This window comes from Planktothrix sp. PLAVEN19ND (assembly GCF_057220675.1).
On record NZ_CM170132.1, the window covers coordinates 2,721,248 to 2,738,947 of the forward strand.

Consider the following 17,700-nt stretch of genomic DNA (forward strand, 5'->3'; position numbering starts at 1 on the left):
TCATCGAGATTCGCGGTGATTAACAAAGATCTAAAAGAACCCGCCCCTACCAGTTATTAGTCTATTACCCATTACCTCTTTCTTACCCATTACCTATTACCTCTTACCTATTACCCATTTCATACCAATGCTCTTAATAAAGCCTGTAACTTTAACTGAATTTCAGCTACTTCTTTTTCCGGTTCTGAACCCGCAACAATTCCGGCTCCCGCATAGAGTCTAGCACGATTTCCGTCTAATAAAGCCGAACGAATCCCCACCACAAATTCCCCATTTCCTTGATGATCAATCCAACCAAGGGGGGCGGCATAAAGAGACCGATCAAAACTTTCATAGTGATGGATATGTTGTTGGGCAATATCTCTGGGAGTTCCCGCAACTGCCGGAGTTGGATGTAATTGTGATAAGATTTCCAAGAGATGAATATTGGTTGAAACTTGACATTTAATCGGTGTCCAAAGGTGTTGAATATTGGTGAGTTGTCTTAAACAAGGTAAATCCGTTAAATCTGGGGTTAAACCCAAACTTAATAACCGTTCGATAATAAAATCTACCACTACTTGATGTTCTCGCAGATTTTTTTCACTATTGAGTAATTCTTGACCTAAATTAATATCTTCGATTGGTGTTTTACCCCGAGGGGCTGAACCCGCCAAGGCATCCGTAATTAATTGATTATTTTTCAGACTAATTAATCTTTCTGGACTCGCCCCAATAAACTGTTGACCCTTGCCATTCCCCGTTGAAAAAATATAGCAATCGGGATATAAAAGTCTTAAATTATTCAAAGAATGAATTAAATTAAAGGGGGTTTTAGACACCACATCAATCGGTTGAGATAGAACTAATTTTTTTAAAGATTTAGATTTAATTAAATCTAAAGCCGAATGGACAGACTGTTTAAATTGTAAATAGGGTTTAGGGTCGGTTTCGACTTGTTGGGTTAATAATAAACTAGGGTTTTTACTTGTAACAGAAGGAATTAAGGTAGTTTTTAACGCATTGATTTGTTGACTTTTATACCAAACATCACTCAAAATATTTTCAATTTTAGAGTTTTTCTTCAAAACAATATTAACAATCAAAATACAGCGATTTTTTTTTCTAATTACTTGCCATTTAGGTAAAAATATGGTAGCGGGAGGGAAATAAACATTTTCCGGTTCACCTGAAGGATTCTGTCGGGAATTTAAGGACAAATTAGGATTAAAATATTGGTCAAAGAAAGTAAAACTACAGCAAAAATAAGGCTTAGGTAAATGGCTATTTTTAGAACCAATAATAACGGTTTTATCTAAACAAGATTGAATAAATTTTTGCGCTTCAAAAAACCTATTTTTTCCGGCTGTCGTGAATTTTAGAGCCGTATCAACCGCCACAAAGGACTCCTCAAATTGAGGTTTTTCAAAATAAAAATGAATTAAATTAGGATGATAAAATTGCTGTAAAATTTCTAAAGGATCAATCCATTCAATTTCATGGGCAATACTCAGAATTTTAGTCTGATAGTCCTGTAATCCATAATTTTGAAACTCTAACAAAAAACGATGCAGTTCTTGGCGATCTTGCAATAACGGGGTTGCAGAAGGAAAAACTGGCATATAAAAAATGAACAAAAAAAGGTTAAAATAGGGAAAACTGTTACCGAAAAATCGTTAACTCATGTTATTTTAATCTATGTTAACGACTTTCAGAGTCATTTACCCCTTATTCATAATCTCCCCTCTAAAAATATTGCCCTCAGTCTGTAAAAAAAGTTCATAATTGAATTATTTTCTCCCGCCCTGGCTTTCCCCCCGCTCTGGTGTTTCCCCCCGCCCCGGTGTTTCCCGACTTCCCTGGCGGAATCTTTTTGCACTTCTCTAGCCTATCAGATAGTGTTATGGGACAATAAACCCGTTAAACCTCCGCGACTTGCTATGACCACAGAATTAATTGCAACCTCAAAAAATAAATTATGGTTAGCGGCAATTAAACCTCCAATGTATAGTGTGGCAATTATGCCAATTTGGGTGGGGACTGCTGTTGCTATCTTTGAAACTTCTACGATTAATTGGAAAATTTTTACCACCTTTATTACATCGGCAATTTTAATTTTAGCCTGGGAAAATATCCTCAATGATGTCTTTGACTCAGAAACGGGAATTGACAAAAACAAAGATCATTCTTTAGTCAATTTAACCAAAAATAAATCCCTGGTTATCGCCCTGGGAAATAGCTGTTTAGCCCTAGCAATTTTGGGTTTATTAGTGATTTGTTGGTGGCAACAGGATTTAACGGTTTTAGGGTTAATTCTCCTCTGTTGTGGCTTAGGCTATTTATATCAGGGGCCACCCTTTCGTTTGGGTTATCAAGGTTTAGGGGAATTTTTATGTTTCTTTGCCTTTGGGCCGTTAGGAGTTTCTGCTGCCTATTATAGTCAAACTCAAAACTGGTCTTGGGTCTGTTTAGCCACATCAATTATTGTGGCAATTCCGATTACTTTAGTTCTCTTTTGTTCCCATTTTCATCAAGTCGAAGATGATATTAGTGCGGGTAAAAAGTCCCCGATTGTTCGTTTAGGAACCGAACGGGGGGCAAAACTTTTACCCTGGTTTTGTGGTAGTATTTTTACGCTGACGGGTGGATTTGTCCTCTGGGGAATATTCCCGATTTGGACTCTACTTAGTTTTGTTGCAATTCCCTCTGCGATTAAACTTTGTCGCCATGTCAGTCAATACCATAACCAACCTAGCTTAGTCAGCAATTGCAAGTTTATCGCTATTGCTCTACAGTTTTGGAGTGGCTTATTCTTAGGAATTGGTTTTATTTTAGGTTAATTGAATCTATTGTTAGGGTGGGTCAATTCCACCCAGAAGCAAAAAAGCAACTAGAGGTTAAATAATGATCCAGTTTATTCCCTTAATTGGTAGAACATTTTTAGCAACAATTTTTATACACGCAGCTATTAATAAAATCTTTGATTTTGCCGAAACTCAAACAATGATTACCGGACGAGGACTACCTTTGGCTGGGGTATTATTAGTTATAACTATTGTTTTTGAAATTTTAGGTGGATTATCTTTAGTTTTAGGGTATCAAACTCGTTTAGGAGCTTGGCTTCTGATTGTATTTTTAATTCCCGCTACGGTAATTTTTCATAATTTTTGGGAAGTTCCCTCAGAAAAAATTGATTTTCTCAAGAATTTATCCATTATGGGTGGGTTACTGATGATTACCTATTTTGGAGCCGGGCCAGTGAGTGTTGATGAACATATTACCATGAGTAATACTGATTTTACCGATCCTGATAACCCATAACCCATTCTTGAATCTGTTGTTGATTTAATTTTCCTTGAGAATTGCGAGGTAATTGTTCTACAGAAATCCATAATTTAGGGTGTTTGAATTTAGATAATTTTCCTAAAATTGCCTGTTCTAATTCAACTTCTAAAAGCTGTTTATAATTAGGAACATACACCGCTACCACAATTTCACCCCAATATTGATCAGGTTTTCCAATCACACAAATATCTTTAACCAAACCCGTAGAAAAAATAACTGCTTCTACTTCGGCGGGAAATACATTTTCTCCTCCAGTAATAATTTTATTACTTTGTCTCCTTACTAAAGTTAAATATCCCTGTTCATTCCAATAACCTAAATCATCGGTTGTAAAGCTATTAATTCGTAAGTTTGGCTCAAAATTATCTTGATAATATCCTAACATTAAAGAATCGGCTTTAATCTTAATTATTCCCAGTTGGTTTGTTTTTAATTCTTCTCCATTCTCATTATATATTTTAATTTGAGCATGGGGTAAAACCTTTCCACAGCTATTATTATCTTGTAAAAAATCCGAAGGTCTTAAAGTGACAATTTGGGAAGCGGTTTCTGTCATACCATAAGTTAATGCTAGGGGAATTTGATAAAAACGACTCTGTTCTAATAACTCTAACCAGGGTGGTGCTCCTCCTAATAATACGATCTGAAATTGAGATAACCAACGGGTTAGGGAGGGATATTGTAATAAACGGTGTAATTGAGTAGGAACTAAGGAGATAAAATAGTTAGTAGGATTAAAATTAATCCAATCTTCTGCTTCTACGGTTTTAAAAGACGTTAAAACTAATTGTCCGTTTGTTAAAAGCGATCGCATCCACTGCATTAATCCACTAACATGATAAAGGGGTAAAGCACAAAAAGAATTAATAGTAGGTAACTGAAAATATTGCTGGACACCTATGACTGAAGCCGTTAAACTATCCCAATTATGGACAGTAAACTTAATGTTTCCTGATGTGCCTCCGGTGGGAATCATAATCAAATTTTTGAGAATTTCATGATTGGAATTTAATGGTTTTTGATAATCAGAAATTCGACCTTGAGAAATTAATAAATTAGGTTTAACTAATTGATAAACCTGTATCCATTCCTGTTGTCCCCATTGAGGATTACATAAAAAAACCGGACATTTGGCTGTCACCGCAGCAACAAAAGCCGATAAGAATAAGATAGGATCGGATTCTGATATTAGAATTTTGGGATAATTTTTATTTGAATTAATCCATAAATTGATATTTTGTAAATGAGTTTTAGAAATATCTATTAAACGGTCTTTGTTATTTAAAATTAACCCATTTCGGATTTTATCAATTAGATTCATATTTAACCCTTGCAACCTTGTTTAACCATTTCTATTGCCAAAATTGATCAGAAAAATAAGTTCAAAATCAATCCAGAAGGCATTGAACAAACAAAAACCCCCCAAGTTACTACAAAATTCAAAAAATACAAGAAAAAGCTGATCACCCATAGGTTTGTTCTAACATTTTTGAGGTAATTTGTTGTTCTCCGTGATAGTGTAAACGTCGATTTAAACAGCCAATAGTTTTGACATAGGAAGACATAGTATTAATATCATGGGTAATCATTAAAATTGTCATATATTCATTCAATTTTAATAATAGCTCATAGATATTCGCGCACATTTTGGGGTCAACACTAGCGGTGGGTTCATCAAGGAGTAAAACCTGGGGTTCACTGGCTAAAGCTCTAGCAATAAAAACCCGTTGTCGTTGTCCTCCCGAAAGTTCACCAATGGCGCGATTTTTTAAATCTAACATTTCGACTTTTTCTAAAGCCTGAATCACAATTTCTTCATCTTTTTTTGTATAGGGTTGAAATAAATGACGCTTTCCTAACCGTCCCATTCTGACTACTTCATTCACCCGCACAGGAAAATTGCGATCAAATTCTAAAATTTGCGGGACATAGCCCAAATAACGCCGTCCTTTTGTAACAGAATAACCCATGATTTTTACATCCCCTTTCAATGGTTTTAGCAGTCCTAAAAGCACTTTAATTAATGTAGTTTTTCCTCCCCCATTAGGGCCAATTAATCCGATAAAATCTAATTCATTAACCGTTAAGTTAATCCCCTCTAAAATCGGCTCCTGGGAATCATAACCTGCCCAGACTTCTTTCAAGCGGATGACTTCATTTTTTTGACAACTTTGTGGGGATAATTCTTGGGGATTTTTCACGGATATAAATGTAAATTTAGGAAGTAAAATCACGGTAAAAAATTAAATTAATTTATGGCTTTAAAGTTTGTGATAACAGTTCAGAAACTTGAAGCAAATTAGTAGACCAATTTTCTTCTAAATCACTAACAAAAATAACTTTTCCTCCGATTTCTTTAGCTATGGTTTCCGCAGAACTGGGATTAAATTCTGGTTGAGCAAAAATTACCTTAATATTCTCTTGTTTGGCTTCAGAAATTAAGTTAGCTAACTCGGCTGCACTAGGTTCCTGTCCTCCTACTTCAATTGATTCTTGTTCTAAGTTATAATCCTTGGCAAAATAACCCCAAGCTGGATGAAAAACGATAAATTTACGGTTTTTGAGCGGGGCTAATTTCTGGCTAATTTGTTGATCTAGTTGGTCAATTTCTGTGATAAAATGATTTAAGTTAACCTGATATTCGGCTTGGCGTTTAGGGTCAATTTTGACTAAGCCATCATAGATATTTTTAGCTTGAGTTTTAACTAATTTAGGAGATAACCAAATATGAGGATCTAAAGTTTCTTCTGCTTGATGGTTTTCACCCTGATGATAATTTTCTATCATGGGTATTCTCTCAATTCCTTGACTCGAATCTATAATTAACATTTTTTGATTAGCGGCTTTAATTCTATCTATCCAAGCCGTTTCAAAAGCAATTCCAGTGGCAATATAAGCCTTAGAATCATTTAAAGATTGCAACTGTTGAGGTTTGGGTTCATAATTATGTAAATCTACTCCAGGAGGAATCATCACATTTACTCTCACATTTTTGCCTCCAATTTTTTCAACAAAATATTTTTGGGGCATAATGCTAACAGTAATATCAACAGTATTATTAACAGTTTCATCTGCTATTTGTTTGGCTTGATGGTTGTTATTCTCAACCGAACTTTTCGGTGTAGAAACGGTGTTACACCCACTAATTACACTCATACCCCATAACAGTATTACCATTCCGGCGTAAACCGAAAATCTCATCTTGATGTCCTCAATGCAGTTTTGCACCCCATCAGCCAAACAGAATAAAGGTAGGATGGGAATATGGTCGGTTTAAGTATAATGATAATCGTTTTCAAAATTTTTGGCAAGAAGGTTGGATTTTCGTGGCGGTGTCTTCGCCAAAGTCGGCCAAACAAATTATTCCCCAAACCTCAGACCGTCCCCCTCTGTAGAGGCAAACTTAAAGGATGGAATATTAACCCTAGATGTCTTTGAATAATCAAACTGAGTCGTCAACAGTCAACTTATCCAAAATCTAAAGTACAAAATTCTTGATCACGGTTTATGCTAAAAAAAGTATTTTATATTCTTTTATAATGACTCAACGTTCTAATCCTCTAATTTCTGTGCAGGGCTTTTTTCAGCACTATTCTGAAATAATGGCGACGGTAGTTTGCGCTGTTTTAGTATTTATTGGTTGGATATGCTTACAAATAGGTTGGGTGGGATTAGCATTTTTGGCCCTACCCATTGCCTATGTTATCGGCGGTTATGGAAGTGCCAAAGACGGGTTAACAACTCTCGTAGAAGAAAAACAATTTGATGTTAATTTATTAATGATTGTGGCTGCATTAGGGGCAGCTTTTTTAGGAGTTTGGAAACAAAATTATTCTCTAATTATAGATGGTGGAATCTTAATTTTAATTTTTACTTTGAGTGGTGCATTAGAAAGTATTGCGATGAAACATACGGAACGCAATATTGAAAAATCAATGCAATTGATCCCCGATACCGTTAGGGTAATTGATAATCAACAAGAGCAACAAATCCAAATTAATCAATTAAAAATAGGAGATATTATTTTAATCAAACCTGGGGAAATAATTCCTACCGATGCGATTATTTTATCGGGGAATAGTTCGATAAATCAAGCTGCGATTACCGGGGAGTCGATGCCCGTAGATAAAACCGTTGGTGATCAAGTATTTGCCGGAACATTAAATGGCAATGGGGTGTTAAAATTAAAAGTCCATCAACCTCCTGAAAGTAGTTTAATTCAACGAGTAATTAAGTTAGTTGAACAGGCGCAAACCGATGCACCTCCATCTCAAAAATTTATGGAAAAATTTGAACACAGTTATGCTAAAGTTATTATATTAACGGGTCTGGGATTAGCAATTATACCGCCTTTATTTTTAGGTTGGGATTGGGAAACTACAATTTATCGAGCTTTAATTTTTTTAGTAGTTGCTTCTCCCTCTGCATTATTAGCCTCGATTATGCCCACATTATTATCAGGAATAGCGAATGGGGCAAGACATGGAATTTTATTTAAAAATGGGGCGCAATTAGAAAAAATTGGACGAATTAATGCGATCGCTTTTGATAAAACTGGAACCTTAACAACGGGAAAATTAAATATTGTTGATATTATTCCTATGGCGGGTATATCAGAAACAGAATTATTGCAATTAGCGGTGGCGGTGGAGTTGGTTTCTGAACATCCAATTGGACAAGCAATTACCCAATTTGCCCAGGAAAAAAATATTCCTCGAATTACAGCCGTTAATGTTGCAACTCAAATCGGGGAAGGAATTATTGGAAAAGTGGATGAAGACCATATTTTTGTCGGGAAATTAGAGTGGATTTATCAACATAATATTTATGTTAGTCCTGAATTGGTAGAAATTAGTGACCATTTAGAAACCGATGGTAAAACCGTAGTTTGGGTAGCACAAAATCATCAAACTTTAGGATTAATTGCCGTGACGGATACGGTGCGTTTAGAGGCGAAAACCTTAATTAAGAATCTGAAAAAATTTGGCATTGAACAGGTCGTCATGCTAACCGGAGATCATCAGCGAACTGCCGATAGTGTGGCAAAACAGTTAAATATTGATCTGGTTTATGCTAATTTATTGCCCGAGGATAAATTAACAATTATTCGACAGATAAAAAATCGTTATCCAGGGGTGGCAATGGTGGGAGATGGAATTAATGATGCCCCAGCTTTAGCATTAGCTGATGTAGGAATAGCCATGGGTGGTGCGGGAAATGATGTGGCGTTAGAAACCGCAGATATTGTGTTAATGACGGATCAATTAGGCAAGATCTTAAAAGCGATTAAATTAGGTCGTCGAGCTAATCGAGTTATTAAACAAAATATTGCTTTTTCTCTTTTGTTTATTATATTATTATTAATCTTTAATTTCTTAGGATTAATTAATATGCCCATGGGGATAATCGGACACGAAGGATCAACGTTATTGGTAACTTTAAGTGGTTTACGGTTATTAAGGAATTAACAGAAACCTGGTTTCTTCAAGAAACCAGGTTTTGAGGTTATGTTAAGGATTTTATAGATTAATAATTTGTTGGGAAAACCAGAAAGCGGCGTTAAAATTATTGGTTTTTTCGAGTTGTTCTAAGGTTAATTCTAATAAGGCGATCGGCAATCCATTCAAAGCAATAGAAGTATTGATTTCTTGATATTTACCATTGTCTTGTAAGCGAAAAGCGATCGCCCGTTTTCCTCGAATATCAATTACCCAATATTCCGGTATTCCTAATCCAGCATAGAGTTGTTTTTTCTCATCTAAATCTATTGCTAAAGTCGTATCGGAAATTTCTCCAACTAAATCGGGAACTCGCCATTGTTCTAAATTAATTCTGCGGGGTTCTCCTTCCTGCCATTTGGGAGAATTTTCACCAATATATAATACTTTATCCGGTGAAGCTGCCCGTTGATTAGGTTTTTCAATCACACATCCACTAAAGGAGTTTGCTAATACCCCAGGTTCCCGAGAAAACCACACATAAAATAAAAAACTCAACAAATCATTCACATTAGAGTGATTAATTCCTTCATTACCCATATCAATCCACAAATAGCCTTGATTAAAACTAATATTATAGTCCTGCAAATGGGGATTGTTCACAAAATCCAAATAATCCTCCCAGGTCGCCGGTTGCCATTGCGTTTTTTGAGCAGATTCAGGAATAGAAACTAGAGTTGTCATGGTTTCATCCTAACTAAGAAACAAAGTATAGACTATTTTAACATAGGATTAAAGATGGTGCGCAGGCCCAGCACACGCACCCTATGGATTAGAATTGTAGTTCTTGTAATAACCAAAATCCGGCAAAAGATTCAGAATTGGGGTCAGATTGAACCGCTAAAAAATGTACATTTTTGGCTTTTTGTTTGGCGAGTTCAAAATTTTGGGCTTCCGTTTGGGTTTTACTATCGGGTAAATTGGCTAAAATCCAACTTTCACTTTCCCCGGTTTCTAATAATAAATTAGGACGGGAATCCTGATCTAATCGTAAATAAGCTAACTCTAATCCCGACATCCAAGCCGCTAAAGGATTAGCCCGAGAGGAATAAATAATTAACCCAGGAATGGGGGTTTCTGGTGTTAATCCGACCATCGGTAATCCGAAGGCTTCACCAAAGCTAATATCCCATTCCGAGAAGTCAGAAAAGGCACCTGCTTCTAACGTCACAAAAGCCCATTTATCCCCTTGCAAAGCATCAGGAAGGGGCTGGGGTTGAGATGCCATAAATTGAACTGAAGGATTAGCCCCCGCTTGATAATTTTCCAACGTGGGATAATAGGTTTCTATGCGTTGGTTTAACCATTGATAGAGGGCATAGGTACGCCGACTAGCCGAGGCAGGAATGGCTAATTCTTTACAGGATTTAGAAATCATATTCGCCATCGGACGACGGAAAAAGCGAATCCGAGAGGGGGGTGTGGGGGCGGTGGCGATCGCATTTTCAATCGCCTCTTTTAACCAAATTGAATTGACTTGGTTACTGGGGCAAAACTGGGTATAGCGAAACATCGTCTCGGTACTATCTTCAATATTGAGCGGGGTTTCACAGATTAAAACTTCCCAAACTTTCTTCCCTTCTTCGTCCCGCAGGGGGCGGCTATAAAAATCGAGTTCCCAAATAGTTGATTTCATCAATGACTGGATTTTGTGGGTAATTAACATCTAAAAATAAATCCTACCAGCAATTAGGGTTAAGCTGTAGCTAAGGATTCATTTTTCAGGGATTAACTCACTCATTCTATCGTTAAATTAAACGGTAAACGGGTATAAATTCCTTTCGGGTCATTCATTTCTTTAATCATCAATAACTCCTCTTGCAGTCTGAGAAATTCACGGGTGAGGGGATCAACGGGGGTCGGTATTTTTGTTAGGTTATCTCCGGCTAAATTCTCTAAAATTCGTTCTTCTAATGTCCGAGGTTTAGCGGGTTCTTTGAGTGTCCAATCCTCTCCTAAATTAGCTTTTTTGGCTGCCGCCGCGATCGCCGCATCTAACCCCCCAATTTCATCGACTAACCCTAACTGTTTCGCCTGTGAACCCGACCAAACTCGCCCTTGGGCAATTTCTTGAACCTTATTTTTAGGTAACTTACGATGGGTGGCTACGTTAGAAATAAAGCGATCATAAATTAAGTTAACCACCTTTTGTAACCGAGCTAATTCCTCGGGACTTTTTGGCCGACTATTAGTTTGAATATCCGCAAACTTACTGGTTTTAACAATATCCCAGGTAATCCCATTGTTACTAGCAATATCTTGAATATTAAACAGTAATCCAAACACCCCAATTGATCCGGTCACCGTATTAGCCTGGGCAAAAATTTGATCCGCACCCATGGCAATCCAATATCCCCCGGAAGCGGCAAAATTCCCCATAGAAACTATCACAGGTTTTTGTTTTCTGATCAGATCTACTTCCCGCCCAATCACTTCCGAAGCTGTGGCACTGCCCCCGGGACTATTAACCCGTAAAACCACCGCTTTTACCTGTTCATCTAAGCGTAATTTTCTTAATTCTTTGGCTAACCGATCGCTTCCAATTTGGCTAGAAGTTCCTCTCCCATCGACAATTTCGCCTTCAGCATAGATGATGGCAATTTTATTTTTACTATTTTGATTACCATTATTAATATCAGCAACTTCAGGGATTTTAGAATAGGAATTAATACTAATTTGCCGGAATTGTTGACTTTTATCCTGGGATTCTCCTGTCATTTTTTTGAAGTCTGTAATCACTTCATCACTATAGGCAACTTGATCAACTAATTTTCCTTTTAAAGCCGTATCTGCTAATAAAATACCTTCAGTATTAGAAAAGGCTTGTAACTGTTGGGTTGTTACCTTTCGGCTGGGTGCAATGGTTCTTAACCATTCTCCCCATAAATCTCCTAATAGTTTTTGAGTTTGTTCTCGATTTTCTGGACTTAATTTTTTCAGTACAAAAGGTTCAACGGCTGCCTTATATTTTCCCACCCGAATCACCTGCACCCCAATACCATATTTTTCTAAAGCTCCGGTTAAAAACATGACTTGAGAACTTAACCCTTTAATATCTAAAGAACCCAAGGGATTAATCACGACTTGATTCGCAACCGAAGCTAAATAATATTCGGGTGCTGTCCAATCAATATCATAAGCAATAATGGTTTTTCCACTCTGTTTAAATCGTTGTAAGGCTTGACGAATTTCTTTTAAATTAGCTAATCCTGTAGAAATAGGAGTATTAGTTCCTTGCAAATAAAGGGCAACAATTTTATCATCTTGACTGGCTTGATCAATCGTTTGAACTAAGGTTCTTAACTGAATTGAAGTCGGACTATCCTCTGATAAAAGTTCCTGTAAGGCTTCAGAGGTTGAGGGATTAGGCCCCGTATCACTCACACTCAAGGAGAGGTCAAAAACTAAAACGGATTTATCCTTAACTAACGGCCCAGACTCTTGATTTGCCATTAGAATTACTAGGAAAATTAATCCTCCAATGCCTAGAGTGGTAGTCAAGACCAGTCCAATTAAGTTTCCTAATAAACTGGCAAATGTAAATTTTAAAAAATCTTTCATATTATTAATAAAGGGGATAATCTAATTTAATCGAGTGCGGGGTTTAGGGTTTGGGTTTCAAGGCTCCCGATGTTTGTAAATGATTTAGGGTACGGTTGTTGGTACAAAATAGCACGGTGATCAGTTCTGCTTTTAAAATCTCTACTAAAGTATAGACTGCTGCTTCCGATTCGGCCGCGGCTTGCAAAAACGGCCAAGCAAACCCAGTTAAATTCGCACCCAGGGCGATCGCTTTGGCTGCATCTAAACCACTGCGTAACCCCCCCGAAGCAATTAAGGGAATATCGGGAGACACTTGCCGAATACTGGTAATACAATCGGCCGTGGGTATGCCCCAATTGGCAAAGGTTTCCCCTAGACGACGCTGTAGGGGGTCTGGGGCGCGTTTTCCTTCGATTTTAGCCCAGGAGGTTCCCCCCGCGCCTGCCACGTCAATGGCGGTCACTCCTGCCTCAATTAATCGTTTGGCCATGACGGCATCAATCCCATTTCCGACTTCTTTGGCAATTACTGGAACCCGAAGTTGAGTACATAATTGTTCTATTTTATGAAATAATCTTTTAAAATTGGTATCTCCTTCGGTTTGAATACATTCTTGTAAAGGATTTAGATGTAAAATTAAGGCATCAGCTTGTAATAAATCAATGGTTTTTAAACACTGTTCTAAACCATATTCATAGTTTAATTGAACGGCTCCTAAATTGGCAAAGAGTAAAATATTAGGGGCGAGCGATCGCACGGCAAAAGTATCAGCTACATCGGGATTTTCCACAGCTACCCGTTGGGAACCGACTCCCATGGCAATCTGATAATGTTCAGCCACGGCCGCTAACCGATAATTAATTAATTTTGCCTGTTCTGTGCCTCCAGTCATGGAGGAAATTAATAGGGGCGCTCCTAATATTTTACCTAAAAATGATGTGGTGATATCAATTTCGCTACGGTTTAAATCGGGTAAACAACAATGGGTAAAGTCATAACGTTCTAACCCCGTTGTTGTTTGTCGAAACTGCACATCTTCTTCTAAACAAATTCTTAGGTGATCAGCTTTTCTATTTTCAATTTGATTGGGAAATACCATATTCAGTTATCAGTTAACAGTTATCAGTGTAAGAGTTATCAGTGTAAGAGTTATCAGTGATCAGTTGACAGTAAAGAGTGCATTGTTAATATGTGTGGGCTAAAATAAAAACAGTTAACTGGTACGGGCGGGTTCATCGAGATGCGCGGTGATTAACTCATATCTAAAAGAACCCGCCCCTACAACTGATAACTGATAACTGTTAACTGATGACTGATGACTGAATTAGGATCGTCGAATATTAAAACAACACCAGTCTTGACGACGCCAGAGGGTAGCAACGACCCAGCCCTGTTGTTCTAAAGTATCTGCAATTGGTTTAGCCTGATCCATTAAAATCCCGCTTAAAATTGCCCAAGTATTTTTCTTGGATATAGCATTAAATTGAGGAATTAAATCGATAATCACTTCTGCTAAAATATTACAAACAATTCCATCTACAGGTTGCTCTACTGCTTGAATTACTTGCTCAATACTGCCATCTTGAATATTAATTCTTTCTGGTGAAATTTGGTTTAATTCGCAATTTTCGTAAGTTGAACGAGTCGCTAACGGATCATTATCAACTGCATACACCTTAGAAGCTCCTAACAAAATTGCCCCAATTGATAAGATACCAGAACCGCAACCAATATCTGCAATCACCGCTTGGTTGTGTTCTCCGCCCAATCGCATTTCCAAAGATTCTAAACACAGTTGAGTTGTGGCGTGGGTTCCGGTTCCAAAGGCAACCCCGGGATCTAAACGTAATAGGATGCGATCGGGATTTTCGGGTAATGCTAACCAAGCCGGGTAAACTAAAAAGCGATCGCCAATTGGTGTGGGTTCCCAATATTGTTTCCAACTACTTGACCAGTCCTGTTCATCAATTAAATCCCAAGTCACCGCCGGAATTGGCATTTCTAAACATAACGCATCTTGACGTAACAATAAAGCCAGGGCTGCTAAATCTAGTAAATGGGCTTTTTCTTCGGGGAGATAGGCTGATAACAAGCAGGAATTATTCTTTATTTGACTCGCTGTTCCTCGACAACCAAATGCTTCCATACGCCAAAAAACGGCATCTTCTAGCATCGGATCACACAATACTTTAATTTCCCACCAACTATTAGCCATAATCATTAATCAGTTATCAGTTATCAGTCATTAGTTATCAGTTATTAGTCATCAGTCATCAGTTAACAGTGTAAGAGGTATCAGTCATTAGTTGACAGTAAAAAATTCATTGTTAATAGTTAATATTTGTGGGCTATAAACTGTTAACTGGTACGGGCGGGTTCTTTTAGATCTTTATTAATTACCGAGCATCTCGATGAACCCACCCCTACAACTGATAACTGTTAACTGATAACTGTTAACTGATTAAAGCGTTACGGTATAAGCATCGCGGATGCCAGCCACTTTGATGATTTCTGCAAGAATACCTTCAGGCAACGGATCATCAAGACTCAAGACCATGACGGCTTCACCCCGAACAATTTTACGTCCGACCTGCATACTGGCAATATTGACATTAAAGCTGCCCAAAAGTGAGCCAATTTTACCAATAATCCCCGGTACATCCCGATGGAGGGTAAACAACATATAGCGGGTCGGAGGAACGTTAATGGGGAAATCGTCCACACTGGTGATCCGAATTTCGTGATCGCCTAAGAGGGCCCCGGTCACTGAATGAGTGCCTAAACTGCCCTTAGCTTCTAAATGCAGCGATCCCGTGTAGTCCATCAAGGAGGCATCCCGGGTCTCAATCACTCGGATACCCCGTTCCTTGGCTTCAATACTGGCGTTCACATAGTTAACTCGCTCCCGTAAGGCTTGGGACAGTAACCCTTTCAGAGAAGCCACGACCACCGCTTGGCTTTTCGTTCCGGCCAGTTCTCCTTGCAAACGGACATCGAGAAAATCGATCCGTCCCCCAGCTAATTGACCCACCATGTTCCCCAGGGTTTCCGCCAATTGCAGATAGGGTTTGAGTTTTTCCAAAACATCGGGATATAACCCCGGAATATTCACCGCCGAGCGGGCTGGCAGGCCCAATAACACGTCCCGAATTTGTTCAGCGACATCGATCGCCACATTAACTTGAGCTTCCTCTGTCGAGGCTCCCAGGTGGGGTGTGAGAACAATTTTAGAGCCCAATTCCCGCAGGGGAGAATCCGCTTCTAGGGGTTCATTTTCAAAGACATCCAGGGCCGCCCCGGCAATTTGGCCAGTTCGTAGAGCATCAGCTAGGGCTGCTTCATCAATCACACCGCCCCTAGCACAGTTAATCAGGCGGGCGGTGGGCTTCATCTTGGCGAAGACTTCCGCATTAAACAGATGGTAGGTTTCTTTGGTTTTGGGGATATGCAGCGTAATATAATCGGACTCCTGAACCAAGAGATCCAAGTCCACTAACCGACAACCAATTTGATCCGCTCGTTCTTGGGATATAAAGGGATCATAGGCCAAAAGTTTCATCCCCATTGCCTTTGCTGCGGCGGCAAAGTGGGAACCAATTTTACCTAAACCCACAATTCCGAGGGTTTTCTTGTAAACTTCCACACCCACGAAGCTTTTACGATCCCACTTGCCACTTTTCACCGATTGGTTCGCATCGGGGATATAGCGAGACATGGATAACATCATTGCCAGGGCGTGTTCGGCGGCGGCAATGGTATTTCCTTCGGGGGAGTTGACCACCACAATTCCTTTGCGGGTAGCGGCGGGAATATCCACGTTATCCACACCGACACCCGCCCGACCAATAATTTTTAAGTTATCGGCGGCTTCGATAATTTCTTGGGTTACACGGGTTCCAGACCGGATCATCAAAGCATCATACTCTGGAATAATCCGCACCAGTTCTTCTGGGGGTAAACCTATTTTGACATCCACCTGAGCCACTTGAGACAGGATGTCTATACCAACTTGATCAATAGAATCGGATACGAGAACCTTAGACATGATTTAGGAAAATGATTGCAATAGCGGGAAACGAAACATGACCCCCGGACAAAATCCGCTAGGGGAGGGGGAAGTTCGGGAGAGTTTTCATCAGCTATTTTCTCTCCCCAATACGGTCTGTATAAATACCGCAGTAGGTCATTTTAACTGTTAATGGGTATATTCACTGCGAATTCTTGGAAAAAATTTAGCTTTGCTGGAGCGGGGCGAGAAGATGGGCTGGGGGAAGTGTAAACTAACAATAGATTGATTTGCCTATTCCCAACGATAATTGTCAGCACCCCGCACTAAAGTGACACGGCTTCATGCCTCTAACTTTAGTTAGTTGACCAGCCTAAGTCTTAACTGACTCCGTTATTGGTAAGCGTTAAAGTTCTTACCTACAGATGCGTAGCTAGTTTGTAGCTCTAAAACTCGGGCATTTAAACAGTTTTACGAGGGGTAAGGCAGTGCTTTTGAGATAGTACCGACCGATAACATTGGCGTTCGCGTAGCGTGTGCGAATCACTCAGCTAACATTACCTGAGAAATCAGTGTGGTAGAAATACCAAAAAACCGGGAATCGGCAAATACAACAATTTTTGTCGATTCCCAATCTAGTATTCACGGAGAATAAATTCTCCTGAGTCGTTTTTCCTCCGTGCTCTGAAGAGACGCGGTTTCCAAACTTCCCATTTTTTATTATGAACTATCTTGTCACTGTCCTGGCCGATCGCTTTCAAGCAGAAACGGCCTATGTTGAATTAGAAAAAGAAGGTGTGCCCACCACTCAAATCAGTATTCTAGGAAAAGGTTATAAAACCGCCGATGAATTTGGCTTAATTGACCCGAATGAAAGTGCTATTAAACAAGTGAAATTAATGGCAACTTGGTTAATTCCCTTTGGATTTGTTTCGGGTTTTAGCTTTAGTTTAATTACGGGATTAGATACCTTTGCCTGGGCGGGAGTTCTGGGAAATCATTTAATTGGTGCGGTGCTCGGCGGCATTTCGGGGGGGCTAGGGAGTATATTAGCCGGGGGTGGCGTCGGATTAATTGTTGGGGGCGGCGATGCTTTACCCTACCGTAACCGCCTGAATGCGGGGAAATATTTAGTCGTGGTTACGGGTTCGGAAACCCTGATGCGCAAAGCTAATCGGATTTTAAGAGACTTAGAACCGGAAAATATTCAAGGGTATACCGTGGGGGAAAATGAATAATTAAAATAGGCGGAATTGATCATTGAATTTATCCCTTTTACTCCTAAGTATTTTTAATCATTTGAGGGTAAAATTCCCGAAAATTAACCCC

14 protein-coding genes are annotated in these 17,700 nt (G+C 38.9%); 4 read left to right on the forward strand and 10 right to left on the reverse strand.

Annotated features, from left to right (window positions below; translation table 11 throughout):
- Window positions 1–119: 119 nt before the first annotated feature.
- Window positions 120–1,601 carry an isochorismate synthase gene (locus AC2D3N_RS11925; protein WP_484693686.1) on the reverse strand — a complete coding sequence of 494 codons (1,482 nt, stop codon included), beginning with the start codon at window positions 1,599–1,601 and terminating at the stop codon, window positions 120–122.
- A gap of 318 nt (window positions 1,602–1,919) precedes the next feature.
- Between AC2D3N_RS11925 and menA the strand changes: the two genes are divergently transcribed.
- On the forward strand, window positions 1,920–2,819 hold the full coding sequence (menA, locus tag AC2D3N_RS11930; protein ID WP_484693687.1) for a 2-carboxy-1,4-naphthoquinone phytyltransferase: 900 nt from the start codon (window positions 1,920–1,922) through the stop codon (window positions 2,817–2,819).
- A gap of 64 nt (window positions 2,820–2,883) precedes the next feature.
- On the forward strand, window positions 2,884–3,300 hold the full coding sequence (locus AC2D3N_RS11935; RefSeq protein ID WP_234996628.1) for a DoxX family protein: 417 nt from the start codon (window positions 2,884–2,886) through the stop codon (window positions 3,298–3,300).
- Here the strand turns inward: AC2D3N_RS11935 and AC2D3N_RS11940 are convergent.
- The 3 genes from AC2D3N_RS11940 to AC2D3N_RS11950 all read right to left on the reverse strand — a co-directional run bounded on the left by AC2D3N_RS11940 (window position 3,278) and on the right by AC2D3N_RS11950 (window position 6,525).
- On the reverse strand, window positions 3,278–4,645 hold the full coding sequence (locus AC2D3N_RS11940; RefSeq protein WP_484693688.1) for a 2-succinylbenzoate--CoA ligase: 1,368 nt from the start codon (window positions 4,643–4,645) through the stop codon (window positions 3,278–3,280). The two genes, AC2D3N_RS11935 and AC2D3N_RS11940, sit on opposite strands and share 23 nt — an antisense overlap.
- A gap of 142 nt (window positions 4,646–4,787) precedes the next feature.
- Complete coding sequence (locus AC2D3N_RS11945; protein WP_484693689.1) at window positions 4,788–5,525, reverse strand: metal ABC transporter ATP-binding protein; 738 nt, start codon at window positions 5,523–5,525, stop codon at window positions 4,788–4,790.
- A gap of 52 nt (window positions 5,526–5,577) precedes the next feature.
- Window positions 5,578–6,525, reverse strand: a complete 948-nt coding sequence (locus AC2D3N_RS11950) for a metal ABC transporter solute-binding protein, Zn/Mn family (protein ID WP_079677797.1) — start codon at window positions 6,523–6,525, stop codon at window positions 5,578–5,580.
- Window positions 6,526–6,863: 338 nt separating this feature from the next.
- Between AC2D3N_RS11950 and AC2D3N_RS11955 the strand changes: the two genes are divergently transcribed.
- Entirely contained in the window at window positions 6,864–8,792 is a 1,929-nt protein-coding gene (locus tag AC2D3N_RS11955) for a heavy metal translocating P-type ATPase (protein WP_484693690.1), read from the forward strand.
- Window positions 8,793–8,843: 51 nt separating this feature from the next.
- Here the strand turns inward: AC2D3N_RS11955 and AC2D3N_RS11960 are convergent, their stop codons facing one another.
- From AC2D3N_RS11960 to serA, 6 genes are all read right to left on the reverse strand, one after another.
- A complete protein-coding gene (locus AC2D3N_RS11960) occupies window positions 8,844–9,506 on the reverse strand; it encodes a Uma2 family endonuclease (RefSeq protein WP_484693691.1) in 663 nt (220 codons plus the stop codon).
- A gap of 88 nt (window positions 9,507–9,594) precedes the next feature.
- Entirely contained in the window at window positions 9,595–10,458 is an 864-nt protein-coding gene (locus AC2D3N_RS11965; protein WP_484693692.1) for a Tab2 family RNA-binding protein, read from the reverse strand.
- Between the two features lie 101 nt (window positions 10,459–10,559).
- Complete coding sequence (gene sppA, locus AC2D3N_RS11970) at window positions 10,560–12,383, reverse strand: signal peptide peptidase SppA (protein ID WP_484693693.1); 1,824 nt, start codon at window positions 12,381–12,383, stop codon at window positions 10,560–10,562.
- Between the two features lie 43 nt (window positions 12,384–12,426).
- Window positions 12,427–13,464: a type 2 isopentenyl-diphosphate Delta-isomerase gene (gene fni, locus AC2D3N_RS11975; RefSeq protein WP_484693694.1), complete on the reverse strand. Its 1,038-nt coding sequence runs from the start codon at window positions 13,462–13,464 to the stop codon at window positions 12,427–12,429.
- A 225-nt stretch (window positions 13,465–13,689) separates the two neighbouring features.
- Window positions 13,690–14,580, reverse strand: coding sequence for a 50S ribosomal protein L11 methyltransferase (prmA, locus tag AC2D3N_RS11980; protein ID WP_079677803.1), 891 nt, complete (start codon window positions 14,578–14,580; stop codon window positions 13,690–13,692).
- Between the two features lie 246 nt (window positions 14,581–14,826).
- Window positions 14,827–16,410, reverse strand: coding sequence for a phosphoglycerate dehydrogenase (gene serA, locus AC2D3N_RS11985; protein ID WP_079677804.1), 1,584 nt, complete (start codon window positions 16,408–16,410; stop codon window positions 14,827–14,829).
- Window positions 16,411–17,093: 683 nt separating this feature from the next.
- On the opposite strand from serA, the gene AC2D3N_RS11990 reads away from it, so the two are divergent.
- Window positions 17,094–17,609 (forward strand): hypothetical protein, encoded by a 516-nt coding sequence (locus tag AC2D3N_RS11990; RefSeq protein ID WP_484693695.1) that lies wholly within the window; start codon window positions 17,094–17,096, stop codon window positions 17,607–17,609.
- The last annotated feature ends 91 nt before the right edge of the window (window positions 17,610–17,700 follow it).

What these genes read in the sequence shown, in the direction of transcription:
- AC2D3N_RS11925 (WP_484693686.1), bottom strand. Translation starts at nt 1,601, where the DNA reads ATGCCAGTTTTTCCTTCTGCAACCCCGTTATTGCAAGATCGCCAAGAA.
- menA (WP_484693687.1), top strand. Translation starts at nt 1,920, where the DNA reads ATGACCACAGAATTAATTGCAACCTCAAAAAATAAATTATGGTTAGCG.
- AC2D3N_RS11935 (WP_234996628.1), top strand. Translation starts at nt 2,884, where the DNA reads ATGATCCAGTTTATTCCCTTAATTGGTAGAACATTTTTAGCAACAATT.
- AC2D3N_RS11940 (WP_484693688.1), bottom strand. Translation starts at nt 4,645, where the DNA reads ATGAATCTAATTGATAAAATCCGAAATGGGTTAATTTTAAATAACAAA.
- AC2D3N_RS11950 (WP_079677797.1), bottom strand. Translation starts at nt 6,525, where the DNA reads ATGAGATTTTCGGTTTACGCCGGAATGGTAATACTGTTATGGGGTATG.
- AC2D3N_RS11955 (WP_484693690.1), top strand. Translation starts at nt 6,864, where the DNA reads ATGACTCAACGTTCTAATCCTCTAATTTCTGTGCAGGGCTTTTTTCAG.
- AC2D3N_RS11960 (WP_484693691.1), bottom strand. Translation starts at nt 9,506, where the DNA reads ATGACAACTCTAGTTTCTATTCCTGAATCTGCTCAAAAAACGCAATGG.
- AC2D3N_RS11965 (WP_484693692.1), bottom strand. Translation starts at nt 10,458, where the DNA reads ATGAAATCAACTATTTGGGAACTCGATTTTTATAGCCGCCCCCTGCGG.
- sppA (WP_484693693.1), bottom strand. Translation starts at nt 12,383, where the DNA reads ATGAAAGATTTTTTAAAATTTACATTTGCCAGTTTATTAGGAAACTTA.
- fni (WP_484693694.1), bottom strand. Translation starts at nt 13,464, where the DNA reads ATGGTATTTCCCAATCAAATTGAAAATAGAAAAGCTGATCACCTAAGA.
- prmA (WP_079677803.1), bottom strand. Translation starts at nt 14,580, where the DNA reads ATGGCTAATAGTTGGTGGGAAATTAAAGTATTGTGTGATCCGATGCTA.
- serA (WP_079677804.1), bottom strand. Translation starts at nt 16,410, where the DNA reads ATGTCTAAGGTTCTCGTATCCGATTCTATTGATCAAGTTGGTATAGAC.
- AC2D3N_RS11990 (WP_484693695.1), top strand. Translation starts at nt 17,094, where the DNA reads ATGAACTATCTTGTCACTGTCCTGGCCGATCGCTTTCAAGCAGAAACG.